Source organism: Pseudomonas sp. P5_152 (genome assembly GCF_033989915.1).
In the GTDB taxonomy this organism is placed as follows: domain Bacteria; phylum Pseudomonadota; class Gammaproteobacteria; order Pseudomonadales; family Pseudomonadaceae; genus Aquipseudomonas.
In genome coordinates this window covers 990,710-1,008,270 of the sequence record NZ_JASFAH010000002.1, presented here as the reverse complement: position 1 = coordinate 1,008,270, position 17,561 = coordinate 990,710, and the positions used below count along the sequence as shown (strand labels likewise).

The window sequence follows — 17,561 nt, the reverse complement described above, 5'->3', positions numbered from 1 at the left end:
GGCTTCAACCGTTCGTCGTAGCACTGGGTTGTTGAACATATTTTAGATACTCATTCAGTGTTTCGGCGGATGTTGTCCAACAGAGTGTTTTTCGGGGCCTCGTGTGGGCTAGGGCTTGGATCTCTTGAGCGCTCCAACGACTCAAGTCGGTACATTTCGGGAAATACTGGCGTAGAAGACCGTTAGTGTTCTCGTTCTTGCCGCGTTGCCATAGATTATGAGCGGGTGCTGAAGAAGACCTTCACCCGGATTCGATAGTCAACCAAGTGTGATCCCATCACTCCTTCCCGCGATCCCAGGTTAAAAAACTCCACAGTTCGACGGGAAGAACAGTCCCCGTCTTCGTCAATGCGTTTGCCATGCTAACTGTCTCATAACCGTTAAGTTCGGGGCCGTTCTTAGTTCGAGGAATTAGCCCGTAACCTTATTTGCGAGATAGATGGACGAGCACGGTAAATTGAGTTAAGCGCTCGGTCGGCGTTCCAACAGCAGAGCGGTTTAGGCCGATGATCAGGTTGCCCTCCAAATGCCTTGGAGCAACACGGCCTCTTAACACAGCAGGGCGGCTGGAATTGATGACATCCTCGCGACGTGTGCCCACGCTTTGGCCTGCACCCTGGCTCTAGGCACGCACAATGCTCTCCCCGTGCGCAGACAGCTAATTGGTTCGCGCTTGAAACTCCCTCGGCCCTGAATATAGGCTGTTTGATATATGGCTTCGTGAGAGATGCGCATGGATTCATCGTTCGGGAAATCGATCTGTAACCGGTTGGTAATCTGTTCGGGCGACCGGCCACTGACACATTTACGGTTACTGAGATTTGGTTTATTTCGGCTTTTGAAGGGGGGGGCTAGGTCCGGTAATCTCCAAGCCATAAGCATCGTAAACCTTGCCCTTCAGTGGGGCTTGCACGTAGCGATGCAGTCGCGGATTAGTCACCATTTTCGCTAGCTTCAGCCTCTTGGGAACCAGTTCTACCTTCCGTTGCGTGACTGAAGCTCAATACTCAAGCCGACCGCAACGAGTAGCAACAATACGTGTGGGCTCCCGCGAAACTGTCGATGGGCTTGGTTCAGGGCGACAGGCAGTCTCGCGCACGCCAACACTTCGCACTCGAAGCAGCCCAATATTTTCTGGCTCTGCGAACGATAAGTAATATTCTGATACTTACTTGAGCTGTTTTGTTACCTATGTGGGTGAGTCATGCCCTAAGCTGATTGATCAGCGCGTATGTTCGTGATCTCCCGACATCAAGAGCGTGATGGCTTTTTAATATCCTTTTTCCCGTTCGATGCGTGTAATTCGAGCCTCAGCTCCTGGATTTTCTGCTGTTCCGGTGTCAGTGCTTTACTCTGTGGGGTGATGCCTCGGCGTTCCTGCTGAACTAGGTCAACCCAACGGCGAAGGGCCGACTCACCGACACCGAGTTAATAGCTGGCTTCGATGAGGCTGCAGTTTTGCTTAAGCAAGAGGTCAGCAGACCTCGCGTTTGAATTTAGCAGAAAAGGAGCAGCGTTGTTTGGTCATCTTACACCTCGATCTGGTGAGCGCTCTCGCCTAAATGGGTGTCTGATTTCATTAGGCTACTACATAACGCTCAAGATAGTGGCTGGAGGGTCATGATATAGTCAAAAGCTTAAAGGGGTCGCTTTGGAGATATTAGGGTGGGGCATGAAAAACGAAGACTTGCATCAGCGTGAGAAACCAGTTGGGATGGGTCGGGGAAGGCTGGAAGTCGAGCTTCCGTGCGTTGTCGATAAGATTAGTTTTCGCGGAACCTTGAACAGGTTTGGCGCGTTCAGCTACGGTAACGTTGGAGTGGTTCTATATGATGCGGATGTTGGTCGCTATTGCTCAATAGCTCATGAAGTTATGGTTGGACCTACTGAGCATCCTGTTAATTGGATGTCGTCTCACTGCTTTGTTTTTAATGATCGTGGGACCCTTGGTCACTCTTCTGATTTTCTAGATATTGTGTCGAATAATAGTTTTGCGGCGAATCAATCCAGAACTACCATAGGTAATGATGTTTGGATTGGATATCGCGCTTTCATCCGTCGCGGAATAGTTGTTGGTGATGGTGCGATAGTCGCTGCAAATGCAACTGTCGTAAAAGACGTGGAACCATATACGATTGTCGGAGGCACTCCTGCAAAGGTGATCCGCAAAAGATTTGACGAGGTGACCATAAAGCGCTTGCAGGCTTTGCAGTGGTGGGGTTATTCGCTGGGCAAGCAAGTTTTAGGGGCGGTTGATTATTCCGACGTATCGAAATCTCTTGATGTAATAGAGCGGGCTATTGAAGAGGAGCGTCTGAAGACGCTTGAGCCGAAGTGTGTGGTTTTTGTTAATGGGGCACTCGCTTAGTAGGTAATGTTTTCGGGCTCGGTATGCGTCAGGGGGAATCCAGAAACAGGCAAACTTTCGCGAAAAGTAGAATGGGCTCACAGGACGCGAAAGTTTGCTGTTTCTTTGGTTGTTATTGGATTCGTGATTTAAGACTGTCTAGCAGTACATCTAGGATGATGAAGTGATCCTCCCACCGCGGTGGGGAATAGCTTTTCAGTGCCTTCACTGCGTCGTCATGAGTATTTTTACTTGAATCGCAGAAATCAAGGATTGTTCTCTGCCAAGTAATGGCGTCGAGAGGATTAATGAAGGTGGCCAATGCCGAACTGGCTTCGTGGAAAACAGGTATGTCAGAGCAAATGACTGGGATTCCCATCGCCTGGGTCTCAATCAGTGGCATGCCCCAGCCTTCGCTAAAGGATGGGAATAGCATTGCTTTTGCTCCACGAATGATCCGTTTCAATCCTGCGTCACTGAGATCGCTGAGCTCAACTACATACGGTTTTATGGCCTCACACTGGTCTATAAAATTGAAAACATTCTGATTTTCCCAACCTCGTTTTCCAACAATGACCAGCTTTGGAGGCGTGAAGCCCCGCAAAATCCAGTCCCTCCAAATTTGAAGCAGGAAAAGATGATTTTTGCGTGGTTCAATAGTGCCGATGTACGTGAAGTAACTTTGTTGATCCAGTGTCTCAAATGCGGGGGAAAATTCTTCCGCAGGGTTCTCGAAGAAGCTTTCTTCAACCCCAATGTAGGCAACCTCGCATTCTGGCAATCGGAGCGCTTGGTTTTTACACCACGACAGGAAGGATGTTTTAGTCGCTTCGGAGTTGACAATAACCATATCTGCACAGAATGAGACGGTATCCATTCTTTTTGTATGATCGCTGTACCCGCTTGCGCGTACGTACTCAGGAAAATCTATCGGGATCAAGTCATGGATGTAAAAGGCGAACTTCAAGCCAAGCTTCATTTTGAGGGTAAAGAAGCCATCCTTGTTTGATATTCCGTGATGGGACGTGTTTAAGTATACGGTATTTCCGCGCGGATAAGAGTTGATCAGTCGCGCCAAGGGCCTGCTGCAGTACTTTAAAATTTCATCATCAATTTCACGACGATCGCTGGGCGATGACAGGTTGGCATCTTTCAGTTGTTCGGATTTTTGGGCTCTATGTATCGGAAGAAGACTTGAGTACGACTCTATTAAGCTCTTCGAGCTTAATGGTAGCAAGGTTCTGGTAATAAGCTCGATGAAGTCGTTGTATGAAAATTCCGGCAACTCACTGAGCGACTGCTCTGAATTTTCATTTCCAATAAACGATAACGTTTCAAACTTTAATGGGTTGAAGAATAGATCCTCCAGCTTCTCTGCAAAAACTTTCGTGCAGCGATCTACGATAATGGAGCCTGGCTTTGTGGTGAATGCGTAGTCGAATGCACCGTCCGAGGTGTTATTTTGTGAATTGTTGATGAGTACCGTGGTGGAAGTTGGATTCGCATCTTTGTAGGCGTTCAATTGATTTGATACGTTAGCAAGCTTCTCCTGTAGTATAAACAGGGATTTGTTTGCTTGGGGGAGTTTTAAGAGTGAAGATCCGCCGTGCCGAGTATTCTTTTCCGACAATTCGATCTGCAGTTGGGACAGGTGTTCGGCGTCCAGCATAAACTGCGTATTGCAGAGAGCATTCTCTGCTAGTCGAAGGTAGCTCTCATTATTTAACGTTAGGAGGTCATAGCCTACGGCAGAAATTCCAGAATCTTTGAACCAGTCTTTGGCTTCTTTGGTGAGGTGCCTTGAGGACACCAGTGTTAATACGTTTTTCTTAGGCTTAAGTAGACTTGATCTCTCTGTCAGCCAGATGCTGGGGGCGAAAGTAATCTTGACTGAGGTCAGTCGCGCTGAAATAGAGGCGTGCTTATCTGGTGGGCAGGCGACGATAATAAGCTCGCTTGCCACTTGATCGTTTTGAGCGACCAGTAGGGGGGATGCAATTTCTGTCATTTGATTGGCCGCTTATTTATTCTAAGGCATCAACTGGAATTGAAGGGGAAGTTTCCTTCTGACCATGATTCCATCGGTTCGCGATAGTTTTAATGAACTCTCTGCTTGATGTGTCGTCTAGCAGAACCAATCGAACGCCGTCCTGCCTGACAAATGCCACGTCTTTATCTTCAGCGTTAAATAGTTCGAGCGCATACCTTAAATCCACACGGTCGATGCCAGTTGGTGTCTCGGCATTCCTGCGAGCAATTAACCGTGTGAGGTCGTATACAACCAATTGATTCATGACTACCGTCCCCACTTCTGGTTGATCATGAACTTCATCGCGTCAGATGGAAGCGGGACGCCTGGGTTAAGTTGTTCCTCTGAGCCAGTGAATAGGTAGCGCCAAAATGCGGGAGTGAGCGAGATTCCCGAGACGGGTAGATAGGTTGTGCTACGTTCACTAGGCGGAACGTCAGATGGTTTGACTCCCTGCGGAGATGGCGTCTTGCTCAGGCGCAATGTGGTTTTCCCAAAAAGCTCCGCTTCGATCAGGGAGCCGGAAGAAATAGAGCAGAATGTGATGTTTTTATCAATGACGAATAAGTCGTAAATATTGACATCCAAGATGTGTATGTTGTGCGATTTCAACTCTGCTTCAAAGGGTTGCCTGTTTTTGAAGTGAGGGTGGAACTTATAGTAAACTTTTGGGAAGTAGGATTTTAGTTCGATCAGTGTGGCAAGGACTTCCTTCGGGCTAATCAATTTCTTGCCGTCAATCAAAGAAGAATCTACGTCAATTTGCCCTAGAAATATTGCGGAACCTGGTGAAACGGTTACATTTCTGAAGACGCGTGCGCTGCGTCCGAGGGACAGGCGTGCATGCGATACAATATCCTCGTGAGGGATTGTCATGGCAGCGATACGCTCTTGGAATTCTGGAACGTTGGTGCGCATCCCGAATACATAATCAGGCAAGAAGCGAATTGCGTGAAGTGTCAAGTCGATGTAGTGGATTGAGGCCTTGTTTAACGCATTTATCAGCAGTGGAGAAAGTTCAAAGCCGAAAAATAGATGGTTTTTATAAGGCTTCAAGATTTCCGCAATATAATTTGCTTCGTCTTCATTTGAATGGTATGCAGATGCCCAGCCAGAGCTGTCAAACGGGAGCTGGAAGTCGGAGTAGAATTTAAACCGATTGAGCGGGTCGCTGGGTTCTGTGCCGGTCAAGGCCGTGACTTGACATTTAAGTATTTCTGAAAAAGTGTTACCGAGCAAAGAGGAAAGCCAATCGCTATGAATTGCCTGCGGGTTCTCATATTTTTTATCTGACCGATCATCAACTTTCAAAACATCTGTTGTGAAAACTACACCGTCGTACAGTTTTTCCGTGGACATCAACAAACTCCGTGTGTGCATATTAATTGCAAGTGTTACCAGGTGAGATCAGAAAATTGACAGTCGATCTGAAATTGGGTGGCTTTCACTCTGCTGATAATGGCGCGTGCGCCTTCTCAATTTTACCTGTAACGGGCGGGCAATTGGAAGTGAGGGGGGAGCTGTAGTGCGTCACTCACGAATATTCCTTTCCTTTTGATCCAGAACCATTTTTAGGCTACGGATTTCGGAGCGCTGTTCGGTGGTCTCTGTCGTGGTCAACCAATCCCGGGCACGACATTAAGATTTTTCTTGGCCTGGGCCCACCGTTGAATTGATGGGGTCGAATCCAGTAATACCTACGCATCAAACATGGCTGATATCCTCTTGGGCCGTTTTGTAGCCCGTGGCCTGTATCCATTTGGTTCTCAAGCTGGGTAACGCGCTCCATCGGCGCATTTATGCTTCTATGTCAACAATATCGGGCAGAATCGGTTAAATCCGCCAGGATCAAAGGGGATCACTCCCTGACAGTGTAGCGCTTTAAACGGCGCTGGATTTCTTAGGAGGATAAGCTTTGGGCACTCCGCCGGGCGACGTAGCTTTGGGTTTTGGAGTCGCCGCGCATGCCCACCATCGCAATGCCCCCTCCGTGCGGAGACAGCTATCTAGTTCACGCTTGAAAGCCCCTCGTCCCTGAATGTAGGGTGCCTGATATATGGCTTCGTGAGAGATGCGCATGGATTCATCGTCCGGAAAATCGACCTGTAACCGGTTGGTAAACTGTTCGGGTGAGCAGCCACTGACCCATTTACGGTCACTGAAGTGTGGTTTATTTCGGCCTTTGAAGGGGGCTTCTCGAGGCCCCCGAGATCTCAAGGTCGTCAGCACCGTTAACCTTGCCCTCCCAGGCGGTCTCGTACGTAGTGATACAGTCGCGAGTTAGTCACCATTTTCGCTAGCTTCGGCCTCTTGGCAGCCAGTTCTACTTTCCGTTGCGCGACTGCAGCTCAATACTCAAACCGGCCGTAACGACCTACAACACTACGTGTCAGCTCCCGTGAAAGTGTCGATGGACTTCGTCCAGAGTGATTGGCAATCTCGCGTAAGCCAAAACTTTGCGCGCGAAGCAGCTCAATGTCTTCGAGCTCTGCGAGCGATAGGTACCGTTCTGATACGTGCTTCGACAGGAGTAATGGCATCCCGCCCCGATGATGGAAGCAGCGTGTCCCTATCGATGTTGATAGGCCAATGACTGGTGCTGCCTTTTCGCGGTGATGCCGGTCACGATCTGCATCCAAAAAAAGCCACTTGATCTCAACATGAAGTGACGGCGGGCCTGTAGTGCACATCGCTCCAGGCCCTGTCAATTTTTGCGTCCATCTTGTTAGTCGTCCCATAAACACCTCTATCAAGGTGTTGCGACGACCAGTTTAGTGGACCCCTTATCTGATTGAGGAGCCAGGTATTATTCAGTTGTTCGCTACTTGAGCGCTTTTCTGAATGCCTAAATCGCAGATTCGGTATGCAAGCTCAAGCTCTCGTGGACATGATGACCCACGATTTTTCGAGAAGAGGTATCCGTAACTAAGCTCAGATAGGCCACGCCTGTTTGAGTAGGTAAGTTGGTGATGTCGGCTACCGATACTAGTTCTGGCGCCGTAGCGACTACCTGTACTGGCTCTTCTTTAAGCAATTTGGGATGCGGAGCAACCAATGAAGGCTATCTGTCGTTTTGTGATGGTCCCGTTTGCGGGGAACTAGCTCGCACCGATCTCGCAGAATATCGAATCGACAGTCTCGGCCAACCTTTACAGACATCTTGAGCTCACCGTGTATGAGATTGTGTCGAGAACGAAAAGGGGAAGCCAAGTGCAAGCTGTGTGAAAACGCGGCTCACCAACGCCATTAGCTTTTGTGCTCGTAGCACCTTGATCGCTCTTTTCAGATTGTAGGCCTGCAACACCAGTGCCATTTCGGCTCTGGCGCCTTTCAGCTGTCGTAGCAAGAACCGGCCATTGCCGAATAGCCATTGAAGTCCGTACGATCGAAAAGCTTAGTGCCTCCACCTTGATTGTTAACCGAACCATTAGGGGTACAGAAACCGTGATGCCGGCATCTTCACAGGCCTGAAATTGCTCGCCATTAGAGTAACCAGCATCGGCATTCATGTTGAGTTGCGGCTGCTGTAATTTAGCATTAGCGGCTTTTGCCATTGGCTCAAGCTGTTGCCGGTCTGCGCCGTCCTGAGTTACCTAGCGGTGCAAAATAAGGCAATGCTCAGCATCTACAGCACTTTGGATGTTGTACGTCACGAACTTGTCGGAAGGTGGCCGCATTTTCTAGGCTTCGGGCTCGCCCACAATCTGTTGAGCCAGGCCTTGAGCTCCCGTCAACCCTTAGCAGGTCTGGATATTGGCCTTTTTACCTGCAACACACGAAGCGCCGCCTCCTGGTATTTGAGTTTTTTCGGCGTCATGTGCTTGCGATTAGACACTACCGACTGAATCTTGCTGCCGTCGATAGCTACCAACTGGCCGGCAATCATACCGGCGTGTCGGCAAACTGAACGAAGACACGGCATGTTGCGGTAAACGCGGCACTATTGTCGCGGCGAAAATCAGTGATGGTTTTAAAGTCCGGCGCCAGTCGGTCCAGCAGCCGCATGACTTCGACATTACGCTGACACTCGGCCTCGAGCCGACGCAATGAGCGAATGCACTGGAAATAACCATACAGGTTGAGTTTGAGCAGATCTGCGGGATCGTACTAAGGGCGCCCTGTAGCCTTGGGCCTGGCTTTGTCGAAGCCCAGTTGGCTCAAGGTGCAGAAGGGAAATACAGGCCTCGATCACCCGAACCAGATGGTCGTCGGGGATAAGTTCGTCCAACGGGAGTGGGCCAGCGCACTCTTGCAGCGGTTTTCACCTTGGGCATAGCGCATAAGAAAAATGCCTGTATCTTGCGATACGGGCATTTTCTTTAACCGGCCGGCAGATTGCTAGGTTTTCACACAGTCTGCAAGTGGCTCCCCCTTTTTATTCTGCGCGTGGCTTAGATCACCGCAACGATGGCCTTGGTCACTACGTCGATGTTGTTCTGGTTCAGCGCGGCCACGCAGATGCGGCCGGTGTCCAGGGCGTAGATGCCGAACTCGTTGCGCAGGCGGGTCACTTGTTCAACGGTCAGGCCGGAGTAGGAGAACATCCCGCACTGGCGGCCAACAAAGCTGAAATCGTGATCCGGGGCATGCTGTGCCAGCAGGTCGACCATCTGGGTGCGCATGCCACGAATGCGCAGGCGCATCTCGGCCAGTTCCTGCTCCCACTGGGCGCGCAGTTCCGGGCTGTTGAGCACGGCGGCAACCACTGCCGCGCCATGGGTTGGCGGGTTGGAGTAGTTGGTGCGGATCACACGCTTGACTTGCGACAGCACGCGCGCGCTTTCTTCTTTCGATTCGCTGACGATCGACAGTGCGCCGACGCGCTCGCCGTACAACGAGAACGATTTGGAGAACGAGCTGGAAACGAAGAAGTTCAGCCCCGACTCGGCGAACAAGCGCACGGCAGCGGCGTCTTCGTCGATACCGTCGCCAAAGCCCTGGTAGGCCATGTCGAGAAACGGCACGAGGTTTTTCGCCTTGACCACTTCCAGGACGTTTTTCCAGTCCGCTGGGCTCAGGTCAACGCCAGTCGGGTTGTGGCAGCAGGCGTGCAGCACCACGATCGAGTTGGCAGGCAGGGCGTTGAGGTCTTCCAGCAGGCCGACGCGGTTGACGTCATGGGTGGCGGCGTCGTAGTAGCGGTAGTTCTGCACTGGGAAGCCAGCGGTTTCGAACAGCGCACGGTGGTTTTCCCAGCTCGGGTCGCTGATGGCGACTACGGCGTCCGGCAGCAGTTGCTTGAGGAAGTCGGCACCGATTTTCAGTGCGCCAGTACCGCCCACGGACTGGGTAGTGACTACGCGGCCAGCGGCCAGCAGCGGCGAATCAGCGCCAAACAGCAGCTTTTGCACGGCCTGGTCGTAGGCAGCGATGCCGTCGATCGGCAGGTAGCCGCGGGAAGCGTGTTGAGCGGCGCGAGTTGTCTCGGCTTCGACTACGGCGCGCAGGAGTGGAATTCGCCCCTCCTCGTTGCAGTAAACACCGACCCCCAGGTTGACCTTGTTGGTTCGGGTGTCAGCGTTGAATGCTTCGTTGAGGCCCAGGATTGGATCGCGTGGTGCCATTTCGACAGCGGAGAACAGGCTCATTATTGCGGCGGCTCTGAATGGAATATGGAGGGACGTGTAGCGCTCCAGCCGAATGCACTAGAGCGGTGCACAAACGGGGAGCTAGTATAGAGGCCATCACCGGGCAGGGCGACAGGCGTTTGACCTTTTCCGGCAAGTTTTTCGGTTTATTTGCCAACCGTTAGTCTTATTGTCATGACGGTCTATTACGGGGCATGTAGGACGATTACCTTGAAACTACAGGTATTCGCCACCACATCAACGGTTATCATGATTTTTCCCCGCGACATCCGTCGTCAGCGTTGTTTATCGTGGCTGCCTGGCCCTCCCGCTCAGGCAGGCACCCGCGCCGCGCAAAACCAGAGGTAGGTATGTCCGAATTCCAGCTAGTCACCCGCTTCGAGCCTGCCGGCGATCAGCCGGAAGCCATCCGCCTGATGGTCGAGGGCATCGAGGCCGGGCTCGCGCACCAGACGCTGCTCGGTGTGACAGGCTCCGGCAAGACCTTCAGTATCGCCAACGTGATCGCCCAGGTGCAGCGTCCGACCCTGGTGCTGGCGCCGAACAAGACCCTGGCCGCGCAGTTGTATGGCGAATTCAAGGCGTTTTTCCCGAACAACGCGGTCGAGTACTTCGTTTCCTACTACGACTACTACCAGCCGGAAGCGTACGTGCCGTCGTCCGATACCTTCATTGAGAAGGACGCCTCGATCAACGACCACATCGAGCAGATGCGCCTGTCGGCGACCAAGGCGCTGCTCGAGCGCAAGGACGCGATTATCGTCACCACGGTGTCGTGCATCTACGGCCTGGGCAGTCCGGAAACCTATCTGAAGATGGTCTTGCACATCGATCGTGGCGACAAGCTCGATCAGCGTGCCCTGGTCCGCCGCCTGGCCGACCTGCAGTACACCCGCAATGACATGGATTTCGCCCGCGCCACGTTTCGCGTGCGCGGCGACGTGATCGATGTGTACCCGGCGGAATCGGACCTGGAAGCGATCCGCATCGAGCTGTTCGATGATGAGGTCGAAAGCCTCTCGGCCTTCGATCCGCTGACCGGGGAGGTGATCCGCAAGCTGCCGCGCTTCACCTTCTACCCCAAGAGCCACTACGTGACGCCCCGCGAAACCCTGCTCGGTGCCATCGAGGGGATCAAGGTCGAGTTGCAGGAGCGCCTCGACTACCTGCGTTCCAACAACAAGCTGGTGGAAGCCCAGCGCCTGGAGCAACGCACCCGGTTTGACCTGGAGATGATCCTCGAGCTGGGCTACTGCAACGGCATTGAAAACTACTCGCGCTACCTGTCCGGCCGGGATTCTGGCCAGGCGCCGCCGACCTTGTTCGACTATCTACCGGCCGATGCCTTGCTGGTGATCGACGAATCCCACGTCAGCGTGCCGCAGGTCGGGGCGATGTATAAGGGCGACCGTTCGCGCAAGGAGACCCTGGTGGAGTACGGGTTCCGCCTGCCGTCGGCGCTGGATAACCGGCCGATGCGCTTCGACGAGTTCGAAAACATCAGCCCGCAGACGATTTTTGTCTCGGCCACCCCGGGCAACTACGAAGCCGAACATGCCGGGCGCGTGGTCGAGCAATTGGTGCGTCCGACCGGCCTGGTGGACCCGCAGATCGAAATCCGCCCGGCGCTGACCCAGGTCGACGACTTGCTGTCGGAGATCACCAAGCGGGTGGCGCTGGAGGAGCGGGTGCTGGTCACCACGCTGACCAAACGCATGTCCGAAGATCTCACCGACTACCTGGCGGACCACGGCGTGCGCGTGCGTTACCTGCACTCGGACATCGACACCGTGGAGCGGGTGGAGATCATCCGCGACTTGCGCCTCGGCACCTTCGACGTGCTGGTGGGGATCAACCTGTTGCGTGAAGGCCTGGACATGCCGGAAGTATCGCTGGTGGCGATTCTCGATGCCGACAAGGAAGGCTTCCTGCGTTCCGAGCGTTCGCTGATCCAGACCATCGGCCGCGCCGCGCGTAACCTCAACGGCCGGGCGATTCTGTATGCCGACCGCATCACGGGTTCGATGGAGCGGGCGATCGGCGAGACCGAGCGTCGTCGCGACAAGCAGATCGCCTTCAACCTCGCCAACGGCATCACCCCCAAAGGGGTGTTCAAGGATGTCGCCGACATCATGGAAGGCGCCACCGTGCCGGGTTCGCGCAGCAAGAAGCGCAAGGGCATGGCCAAGGCGGCCGAGGAAAGCGCCAAGTACGAAAACGAACTGCGCTCGCCGAGCGAGATCACCAAGCGCATTCGCCAGCTGGAAGAGAAGATGTACCAGCTCGCCCGCGACCTGGAATTCGAAGCCGCGGCCCAGACCCGCGACGAAATCGCCAAGATGCGCGAGCGGTTGTTGGCGGTCTGATCCTCGGCGCCTGGCAGGGCCACATCGCGGGCAAGCCCGCTCCCACAGGGTCCTTCAATCACTGTGGGAGCGGGCTTGCCCGCGATGAGGCCCGCCAGTGCGCTACAAGTTCACCTAGTGCGCCTCACCCGCCTTGAGCCCCGCCGGCAATGCCTTGGTCAGCAAAATCGCCAACATGCTCACCCCCAGCGCAATCCCGACAAAATGAAAGGCGTCGTTGTACGCCATGATCGATGCCTGCTGGTGGGCGATCTCACTGAGCTTGCCCAGCGCGGCCGCCTCGCTGCCAAAACGGTCGGTGAGGCTGGCCAGGCGTTCGGCCACTTGCGGATTGGTCGGCACGATGGCCTCGCGCAGGTAATCGAAGTAGGTCTTGGTCCGGGCATCCAGCAGAGTGGCGAGCAGGGCAATGCCGATGGCGCCACCGAGGTTGCGCAGGATGTTGAACAGGCTCGACGCCGAGCCGGCATCCTGGGGCAGGATGTAGGCGGTGGCGATCAGCGAGATGGTGACCATGATCAGCGGCTGCCCCAGCGCGCGGATGATCTGGATCTGATTGAACTGCGGCCCGGCAAAGTCCGGGTTGAGCACCCCCGAAGAAAAACTCGCCAGGCCGAACAGGCCAAATCCCAGGGTGCACAGCCACTTCGGCGAGATGTACTGCATCAGCTTGGGCACCAGCGGAATCAGGAACAACTGGGGCACGCCCATCCACATGATCACTTCGCCGATCTGCAGCGCGTTGTAGTTCTGGATCTGCGCCAGATACAGCGGCAACAGGTAGATCGAGCCATACAGCCCCACCCCCATGCCCAGGCTGGAGATACTCGACAGGCCGAAGTTGCGGTTGCGCAGGATGCCCAGGTTGATCAGCGGATTGGGCTTGGACACCTGGACGATGACAAAGGTGATCAGGCTGACCAGGGCAATACTGCCCAGGGTCACGATCAGGCTCGACTCCAGCCAGTCCTTGCGATGGCCTTCCTCGAGGAATACCTGCAGGCAGCCCAGGCCGACACCCAAGGTGAGGATGCCGGTGTAGTCGGTGCTCTTGAGCAGTTCCCAGTGCGCTTCTTTCTTCTCCAGGCCATACATCAGACCGGCAATCATGATCAGGCCGGGCGGGATGTTGATGTAGAAGATGTACTCCCAGCCCCAGTTTTCCGTGAGCCAGCCACCCAGGGTCGGGCCGATGGAGGGGGCGAAGGTGGCGGTCATGGCGAACATGGCCATGCCTTTGGCGCGGTGGTGTTCGGGCAGCTTGATCAGGGTCAGGGTGAACGCCAGGGGGATCAGCGCGCCGCCGGTGAAGCCCTGTAAGGCGCGGAACACGATCATGCTTTCCAGGCTCCAGGCCATGGAGCAGAGCAGGGAGGCGAACAGGAAACCGGCCGAGACCCAGACCGCCAGGCGGCGTGCCGAGAGCAACTGCACCAGCCAGGCGGTGAGGGGGATCATGATGATTTCCGCCACCAGGTAGGAGGTGGAAATCCACGAGCCCTCCTCAAGCGTCGCCGACAGCGCGCCCTGGATGTCCTTGAGCGAGGAGTTGGTGATCTGGATGTCGAGTACCGCCATGAAGGCGCCGAGCATCACGCTCATCACCGCAATCCAGTCCCGCCGGGTCGGTTCGCCGACCGGGCGGATCAGTTGATCACCGGCCATCGACAGGGTCTTTGATGTTCACTTTGGCGGTGACTGACATCCCGGGGCGGATCTTGCCGTGCAGCGGGTTATCCGCGGCAAACGTCAGCTTCACTGGAATCCGTTGCACCACCTTGGTGAAGTTGCCGGTGGCATTGTCTGGCGGCAGCAGGCTGAACTGGGCGCCGGAGGCGGCGAACAGGCTGTCGACCCGAGCTTCGATCGGGGTGTCGCCGTAGGCATCAAAAATCAGCTCGGCCTTTTGCCCGGGCTGCATGTGGCCGATCTGGGTTTCCTTGAAGTTGGCCTGAATCCAGATGTCCTGGTCCGGGACGATCGACAGCAGGTACGCGCCGGCTTGCACCACCTGGCCGTTGCGCGCCGCGCGCTGGCCAACCAGGCCGCTGATCGGCGAGTGGATCTCGCTGCGGGTCAGGTTCAGCTCGGCCTGGGCCAGGTCGGCCTGGGCGTTGGCGATCTGCGCGTCGAGGCGCTTGATTTCGGCGCTCAGGGCGTTGACCTGCTGGCGCTGTGCCTGGGCGTCGGCCTGGGCCTTGGTGACTTGTGAGCGGGCGATATGGTTTTCCGCCGACAGGGTGGTGACCCGTTCTTCCGAGACATAGCCGGGTTTGCGCAGCGTTTCGGCGCGGGACAGGTCTATTTGCGAGCGCCCCAGGCTGGCCTGGCTGGAGGCGACCTGGGCTTCGCTGGAGGCGATCAGGCTGGCTTGCTGGGTCAGTTTGCTCTGGGCCTGCAGGCGCTCGGCCTGGCGGGTGGCGAGGGCGGCGGCAGCGCGGTCGACGGCAAGGCGGAAGTCTTCACCTTCGAGACGGATCAGCAACTGGCCTTTTTCCACGTGCTGGTTGTCATGCACCAGCACCTCGTCGATGCGTGCGCTCAACTGGCTGGAAACGCGGGTGATTTCACCCTGCACATAGGCGTTATCGGTGCTTTCGTAAAACCGTCCCTTGAAGAACCATTCGGCGAAAAATCCGCCGGCGACCAGCAGGACGATAAACAGGAAGATAAACAGGCGACGCTTGAGTTGGGCAGGCATGGGCAGCTTGTAGTCGATAAAGTGTAAGGAAATTTAACAGCTGGTGAATCTGGCACATAGCCGACAGGTGGTAAATGCCACTAAATGATAATCAGGCATTTGCCGCTGTTAGCGCCTTTTGTAGCCTCAATCTTGGCTTATATGCCCTGCTCACTGGAGCCGGGCGGGTGTCGCCTGTTACCATTCGCCCTTTGTTTCATCTCCGCTTTTCATCATCTTTCGAGACACGCCATGACCACCGTCCGCACTCGCATCGCGCCATCGCCTACCGGCGATCCCCATGTCGGCACCGCTTACATCGCTTTGTTCAACTACTGCTTTGCCAAGCAGCATGGCGGTGAGTTCATCCTGCGCATTGAAGACACCGACCAGTTGCGCTCGACCCGCGAGTCCGAACAGCAGATTTTCGATGCCTTGCGCTGGCTGGGCATCGACTGGGCCGAAGGCCCGGATGTCGGCGGCCCGCACGGCCCGTACCGGCAGAGCGAGCGTGGCGAGATCTACCAGAAGTACTGCCAGCAGCTCGTGGAGATGGGCCACGCGTTCCCGTGCTTCTGCACCGCCGAGGAGCTGGACCAGATGCGCGCCGAGCAAATGGCTCGCGGCGAGACCCCGCGCTACGACGGTCGTGCCCTGCTGCTGTCCAAGGAAGAAGTGGCGCGCCGCCTGGCCGCTGGCGAACCTCACGTGATCCGCATGAAGGTGCCGACCGAAGGCGTCTGCGTGGTGCCGGACATGCTGCGTGGCGACGTCGAGATCCCGTGGGATCGCATGGACATGCAAGTGCTGATGAAGACCGACGGCCTGCCGACCTACTTCCTGGCCAACGTGGTCGATGACCACCTGATGGGCATCACCCACGTCCTGCGCGGCGAAGAGTGGCTGCCATCGGCGCCCAAACTGATCCTGCTGTACGAATACTTCGGTTGGGAACAGCCGGAGCTGTGCTACATGCCGCTGTTGCGCAACCCGGACAAGAGCAAGCTGTCCAAGCGCAAGAACCCGACCTCGGTGACCTTCTACGAGCGCATGGGCTTCATGCCGGAAGCGATGCTCAACTACCTGGGGCGCATGGGCTGGTCGATGCCGGACGAGCGCGAGAAGTTCTCCCTGCAAGAGATGGTCGACAACTTCGACCTCAAGCGCGTGTCCCTCGGTGGGCCGATCTTCGACATCGAGAAGCTGTCCTGGCTCAACGGCCAGTGGCTGCGTGACCTGCCGGTGGAAGAGTTCGCCAGCCGCCTGCAGACGTGGGCGCTGAACCCTGAGTACATGATGAAGATCGCCCCCCACGTGCAGGGCCGGGTGGAAACCTTCAGCCAGGTGGCACCGCTCGCCGGGTTCTTCTTCGCCGGTGGCGTCAACCCGGATGCCAAGCTGTTCGAATCCAAGAAGCTCTCGGGCGACCAGGTGCGCCAGTTGATGCAGTTGATCCTGTGGAAGCTGGAGAGCCTGCGTCAGTGGCAGAAGGACAACATCACCGCGACGATTCAGGCGGTGGTCGAATCCCTCGAGCTGAAACTGCGCGATGCCATGCCGTTGATGTTCGCCGCGATTACCGGCCAGGCGAGCTCGGTGTCGGTGCTCGACGCCATGGAAATCCTCGGCCCGGACCTGACCCGTTTCCGCCTGCGCCAGGCCATCGACCTGCTCGGTGGCGTGTCGAAGAAAGAAAACAAGGAGTGGGAAAAGCTGTTGGCCGCAATTGCCTGATTCCTTGTAGCAGCTCCTGGCAGGCCCTTGGCCTGTGCCAAACCCCCGGATTTCCGGGGGGAGGGCGGTAAGTGATTGTTATGTCGGCAAAAAATTTTAATTTTTTTGAAAAATAAGTTTGACAGGCATTCGATACGCCCTTAAGATTCGCCCCGTCCTCAGCGATGACATCAGCGATGAGGGGCTATAGCTCAGCTGGGAGAGCGCTTGCATGGCATGCAAGAGGTCGACGGTTCGATCCCGTCTAGCTCCACCAATTTACACTTCAAGGTCTGGCCACACCGGCCTTGAAGCGATCAACACTCAGCGTTGATCAGTTGTATAGAAGGTTTGTGTCCCCTTCGTCTAGTGGCCTAGGACACCGCCCTTTCACGGCGGTAACAGGGGTTCGAGTCCCCTAGGGGACGCCAGTTTTACAGAAGTGATGTTGCAAGATGTCACTCCGCCGCGAGGCGAAAAATCCGGGGCTTTAGCTCAGCTGGGAGAGCGCCTGCATGGCATGCAGGAGGTCAGCGGTTCGATCCCGCTAAGCTCCACCAATTTTACACTTCAAGGTCTGGCCACACCGGCCTTGAAGAGATCAGTACTCAGCGCTGATCAGTGTATAGAAGGGTTTGCGTCCCCTTCGTCTAGTGGCCTAGGACACCGCCCTTTCACGGCGGTAACAGGGGTTCGAGTCCCCTAGGGGACGCCACGATTACCCGCTCTGCGGGATTTTATAAGGGTCATTCAATTATTGAATGGCCCTTTTGTTTGTCTGGCGTTTGGCCAATTCCCCCATACCCTCTCTGCTCTTCTGACCAACGGTCAAATCCAG

At 55.3% G+C, this 17,561-nt stretch carries 9 protein-coding genes, 4 tRNA genes and 5 pseudogenes; 7 read left to right on the top strand and 11 right to left on the bottom strand.

Annotated elements, in window-relative coordinates; genetic code table 11:
• Nucleotides 1–4: 4 nt before the first annotated feature.
• Nucleotides 5–1,168, bottom strand: a pseudogene (locus QMK50_RS04390) (IS30 family transposase); the annotation flags it as partial.
• 40 nt (nt 1,169–1,208) lie between these two features.
• Nucleotides 1,209–1,528: pseudogene (locus tag QMK50_RS04385) on the bottom strand (transposase); the annotation flags it as partial.
• A gap of 144 nt (nt 1,529–1,672) precedes the next feature.
• Between QMK50_RS04385 and QMK50_RS04380 the strand changes: the two are divergent.
• Nucleotides 1,673–2,368 carry a CatB-related O-acetyltransferase gene (locus QMK50_RS04380; RefSeq protein WP_320332614.1) on the top strand — a complete coding sequence of 232 codons (696 nt, stop codon included), beginning with the start codon at nt 1,673–1,675 and terminating at the stop codon, nt 2,366–2,368.
• Between the two features lie 112 nt (nt 2,369–2,480).
• Here QMK50_RS04380 and QMK50_RS04375 read toward each other — a convergent pair whose 3' ends face one another.
• The 7 genes and pseudogenes from QMK50_RS04375 to QMK50_RS04340 form a co-directional block, all read right to left on the bottom strand.
• Nucleotides 2,481–4,355, bottom strand: a complete 1,875-nt coding sequence (locus tag QMK50_RS04375; protein ID WP_320332613.1) for a glycosyltransferase family 1 protein — start codon at nt 4,353–4,355, stop codon at nt 2,481–2,483.
• Nucleotides 4,356–4,371: 16 nt separating this feature from the next.
• Complete coding sequence (locus tag QMK50_RS04370; RefSeq protein WP_320332612.1) at nt 4,372–4,641, bottom strand: hypothetical protein; 270 nt, start codon at nt 4,639–4,641, stop codon at nt 4,372–4,374.
• A 2-nt stretch (nt 4,642–4,643) separates the two neighbouring features.
• Complete coding sequence (locus QMK50_RS04365) at nt 4,644–5,735, bottom strand: hypothetical protein (RefSeq protein WP_320332611.1); 1,092 nt, start codon at nt 5,733–5,735, stop codon at nt 4,644–4,646.
• A gap of 615 nt (nt 5,736–6,350) precedes the next feature.
• A pseudogene (locus tag QMK50_RS04355) lies at nt 6,351–7,114 on the bottom strand (transposase); the annotation flags it as partial.
• A gap of 110 nt (nt 7,115–7,224) precedes the next feature.
• Nucleotides 7,225–7,571, bottom strand: a pseudogene (locus QMK50_RS04350) (IS3 family transposase); the annotation flags it as partial.
• Between the two features lie 40 nt (nt 7,572–7,611).
• Nucleotides 7,612–8,657: pseudogene (locus tag QMK50_RS04345) on the bottom strand (transposase); the annotation flags it as partial.
• A 110-nt stretch (nt 8,658–8,767) separates the two neighbouring features.
• Nucleotides 8,768–9,964, bottom strand: coding sequence for an amino acid aminotransferase (locus QMK50_RS04340; protein ID WP_095165256.1), 1,197 nt, complete (start codon nt 9,962–9,964; stop codon nt 8,768–8,770).
• 350 nt (nt 9,965–10,314) lie between these two features.
• Here QMK50_RS04340 and uvrB point away from each other — a divergent pair, with 350 nt between their 5' ends.
• Entirely contained in the window at nt 10,315–12,330 is a 2,016-nt protein-coding gene (gene uvrB / locus QMK50_RS04335; RefSeq protein ID WP_159996962.1) for an excinuclease ABC subunit UvrB, read from the top strand.
• A gap of 114 nt (nt 12,331–12,444) precedes the next feature.
• Here uvrB and QMK50_RS04330 read toward each other — a convergent pair whose 3' ends face one another.
• Together QMK50_RS04330 and QMK50_RS04325 are read right to left on the bottom strand one after the other, a co-directional pair.
• Entirely contained in the window at nt 12,445–13,935 is a 1,491-nt protein-coding gene (locus tag QMK50_RS04330) for an MDR family MFS transporter (protein WP_320334491.1), read from the bottom strand.
• Between the two features lie 49 nt (nt 13,936–13,984).
• A complete protein-coding gene (locus QMK50_RS04325) occupies nt 13,985–15,031 on the bottom strand; it encodes an HlyD family secretion protein (protein ID WP_095165253.1) in 1,047 nt (348 codons plus the stop codon).
• Nucleotides 15,032–15,262: 231 nt separating this feature from the next.
• Between QMK50_RS04325 and gltX the strand changes: the two genes are divergently transcribed.
• The 5 genes from gltX to QMK50_RS04300 all read left to right on the top strand — a co-directional run bounded on the left by gltX (nt 15,263) and on the right by QMK50_RS04300 (nt 17,438).
• The gene (gene gltX, locus QMK50_RS04320) at nt 15,263–16,744 is read left to right on the top strand and encodes a glutamate--tRNA ligase (protein WP_095165252.1); all 1,482 of its coding nucleotides are present in this window, start codon (nt 15,263–15,265) and stop codon (nt 16,742–16,744) included.
• A 180-nt stretch (nt 16,745–16,924) separates the two neighbouring features.
• Nucleotides 16,925–17,000 (top strand) — tRNA-Ala (locus QMK50_RS04315).
• A gap of 78 nt (nt 17,001–17,078) precedes the next feature.
• A tRNA-Glu gene (locus tag QMK50_RS04310) sits at nt 17,079–17,154 on the top strand.
• Between the two features lie 53 nt (nt 17,155–17,207).
• Nucleotides 17,208–17,283 (top strand) — tRNA-Ala (locus QMK50_RS04305).
• A gap of 79 nt (nt 17,284–17,362) precedes the next feature.
• Nucleotides 17,363–17,438 (top strand) — tRNA-Glu (locus QMK50_RS04300).
• Nucleotides 17,439–17,561: the final 123 nt, after the last annotated feature.

What these genes read in the sequence shown, in the direction of transcription:
- QMK50_RS04380 (WP_320332614.1), top strand. Translation starts at nt 1,673, where the DNA reads ATGAAAAACGAAGACTTGCATCAGCGTGAGAAACCAGTTGGGATGGGT.
- QMK50_RS04375 (WP_320332613.1), bottom strand. Translation starts at nt 4,355, where the DNA reads ATGACAGAAATTGCATCCCCCCTACTGGTCGCTCAAAACGATCAAGTG.
- QMK50_RS04370 (WP_320332612.1), bottom strand. Translation starts at nt 4,641, where the DNA reads ATGAATCAATTGGTTGTATACGACCTCACACGGTTAATTGCTCGCAGG.
- QMK50_RS04365 (WP_320332611.1), bottom strand. Translation starts at nt 5,735, where the DNA reads ATGTCCACGGAAAAACTGTACGACGGTGTAGTTTTCACAACAGATGTT.
- QMK50_RS04340 (WP_095165256.1), bottom strand. Translation starts at nt 9,964, where the DNA reads ATGAGCCTGTTCTCCGCTGTCGAAATGGCACCACGCGATCCAATCCTG.
- uvrB (WP_159996962.1), top strand. Translation starts at nt 10,315, where the DNA reads ATGTCCGAATTCCAGCTAGTCACCCGCTTCGAGCCTGCCGGCGATCAG.
- QMK50_RS04325 (WP_095165253.1), bottom strand. Translation starts at nt 15,031, where the DNA reads ATGCCTGCCCAACTCAAGCGTCGCCTGTTTATCTTCCTGTTTATCGTC.
- gltX (WP_095165252.1), top strand. Translation starts at nt 15,263, where the DNA reads ATGACCACCGTCCGCACTCGCATCGCGCCATCGCCTACCGGCGATCCC.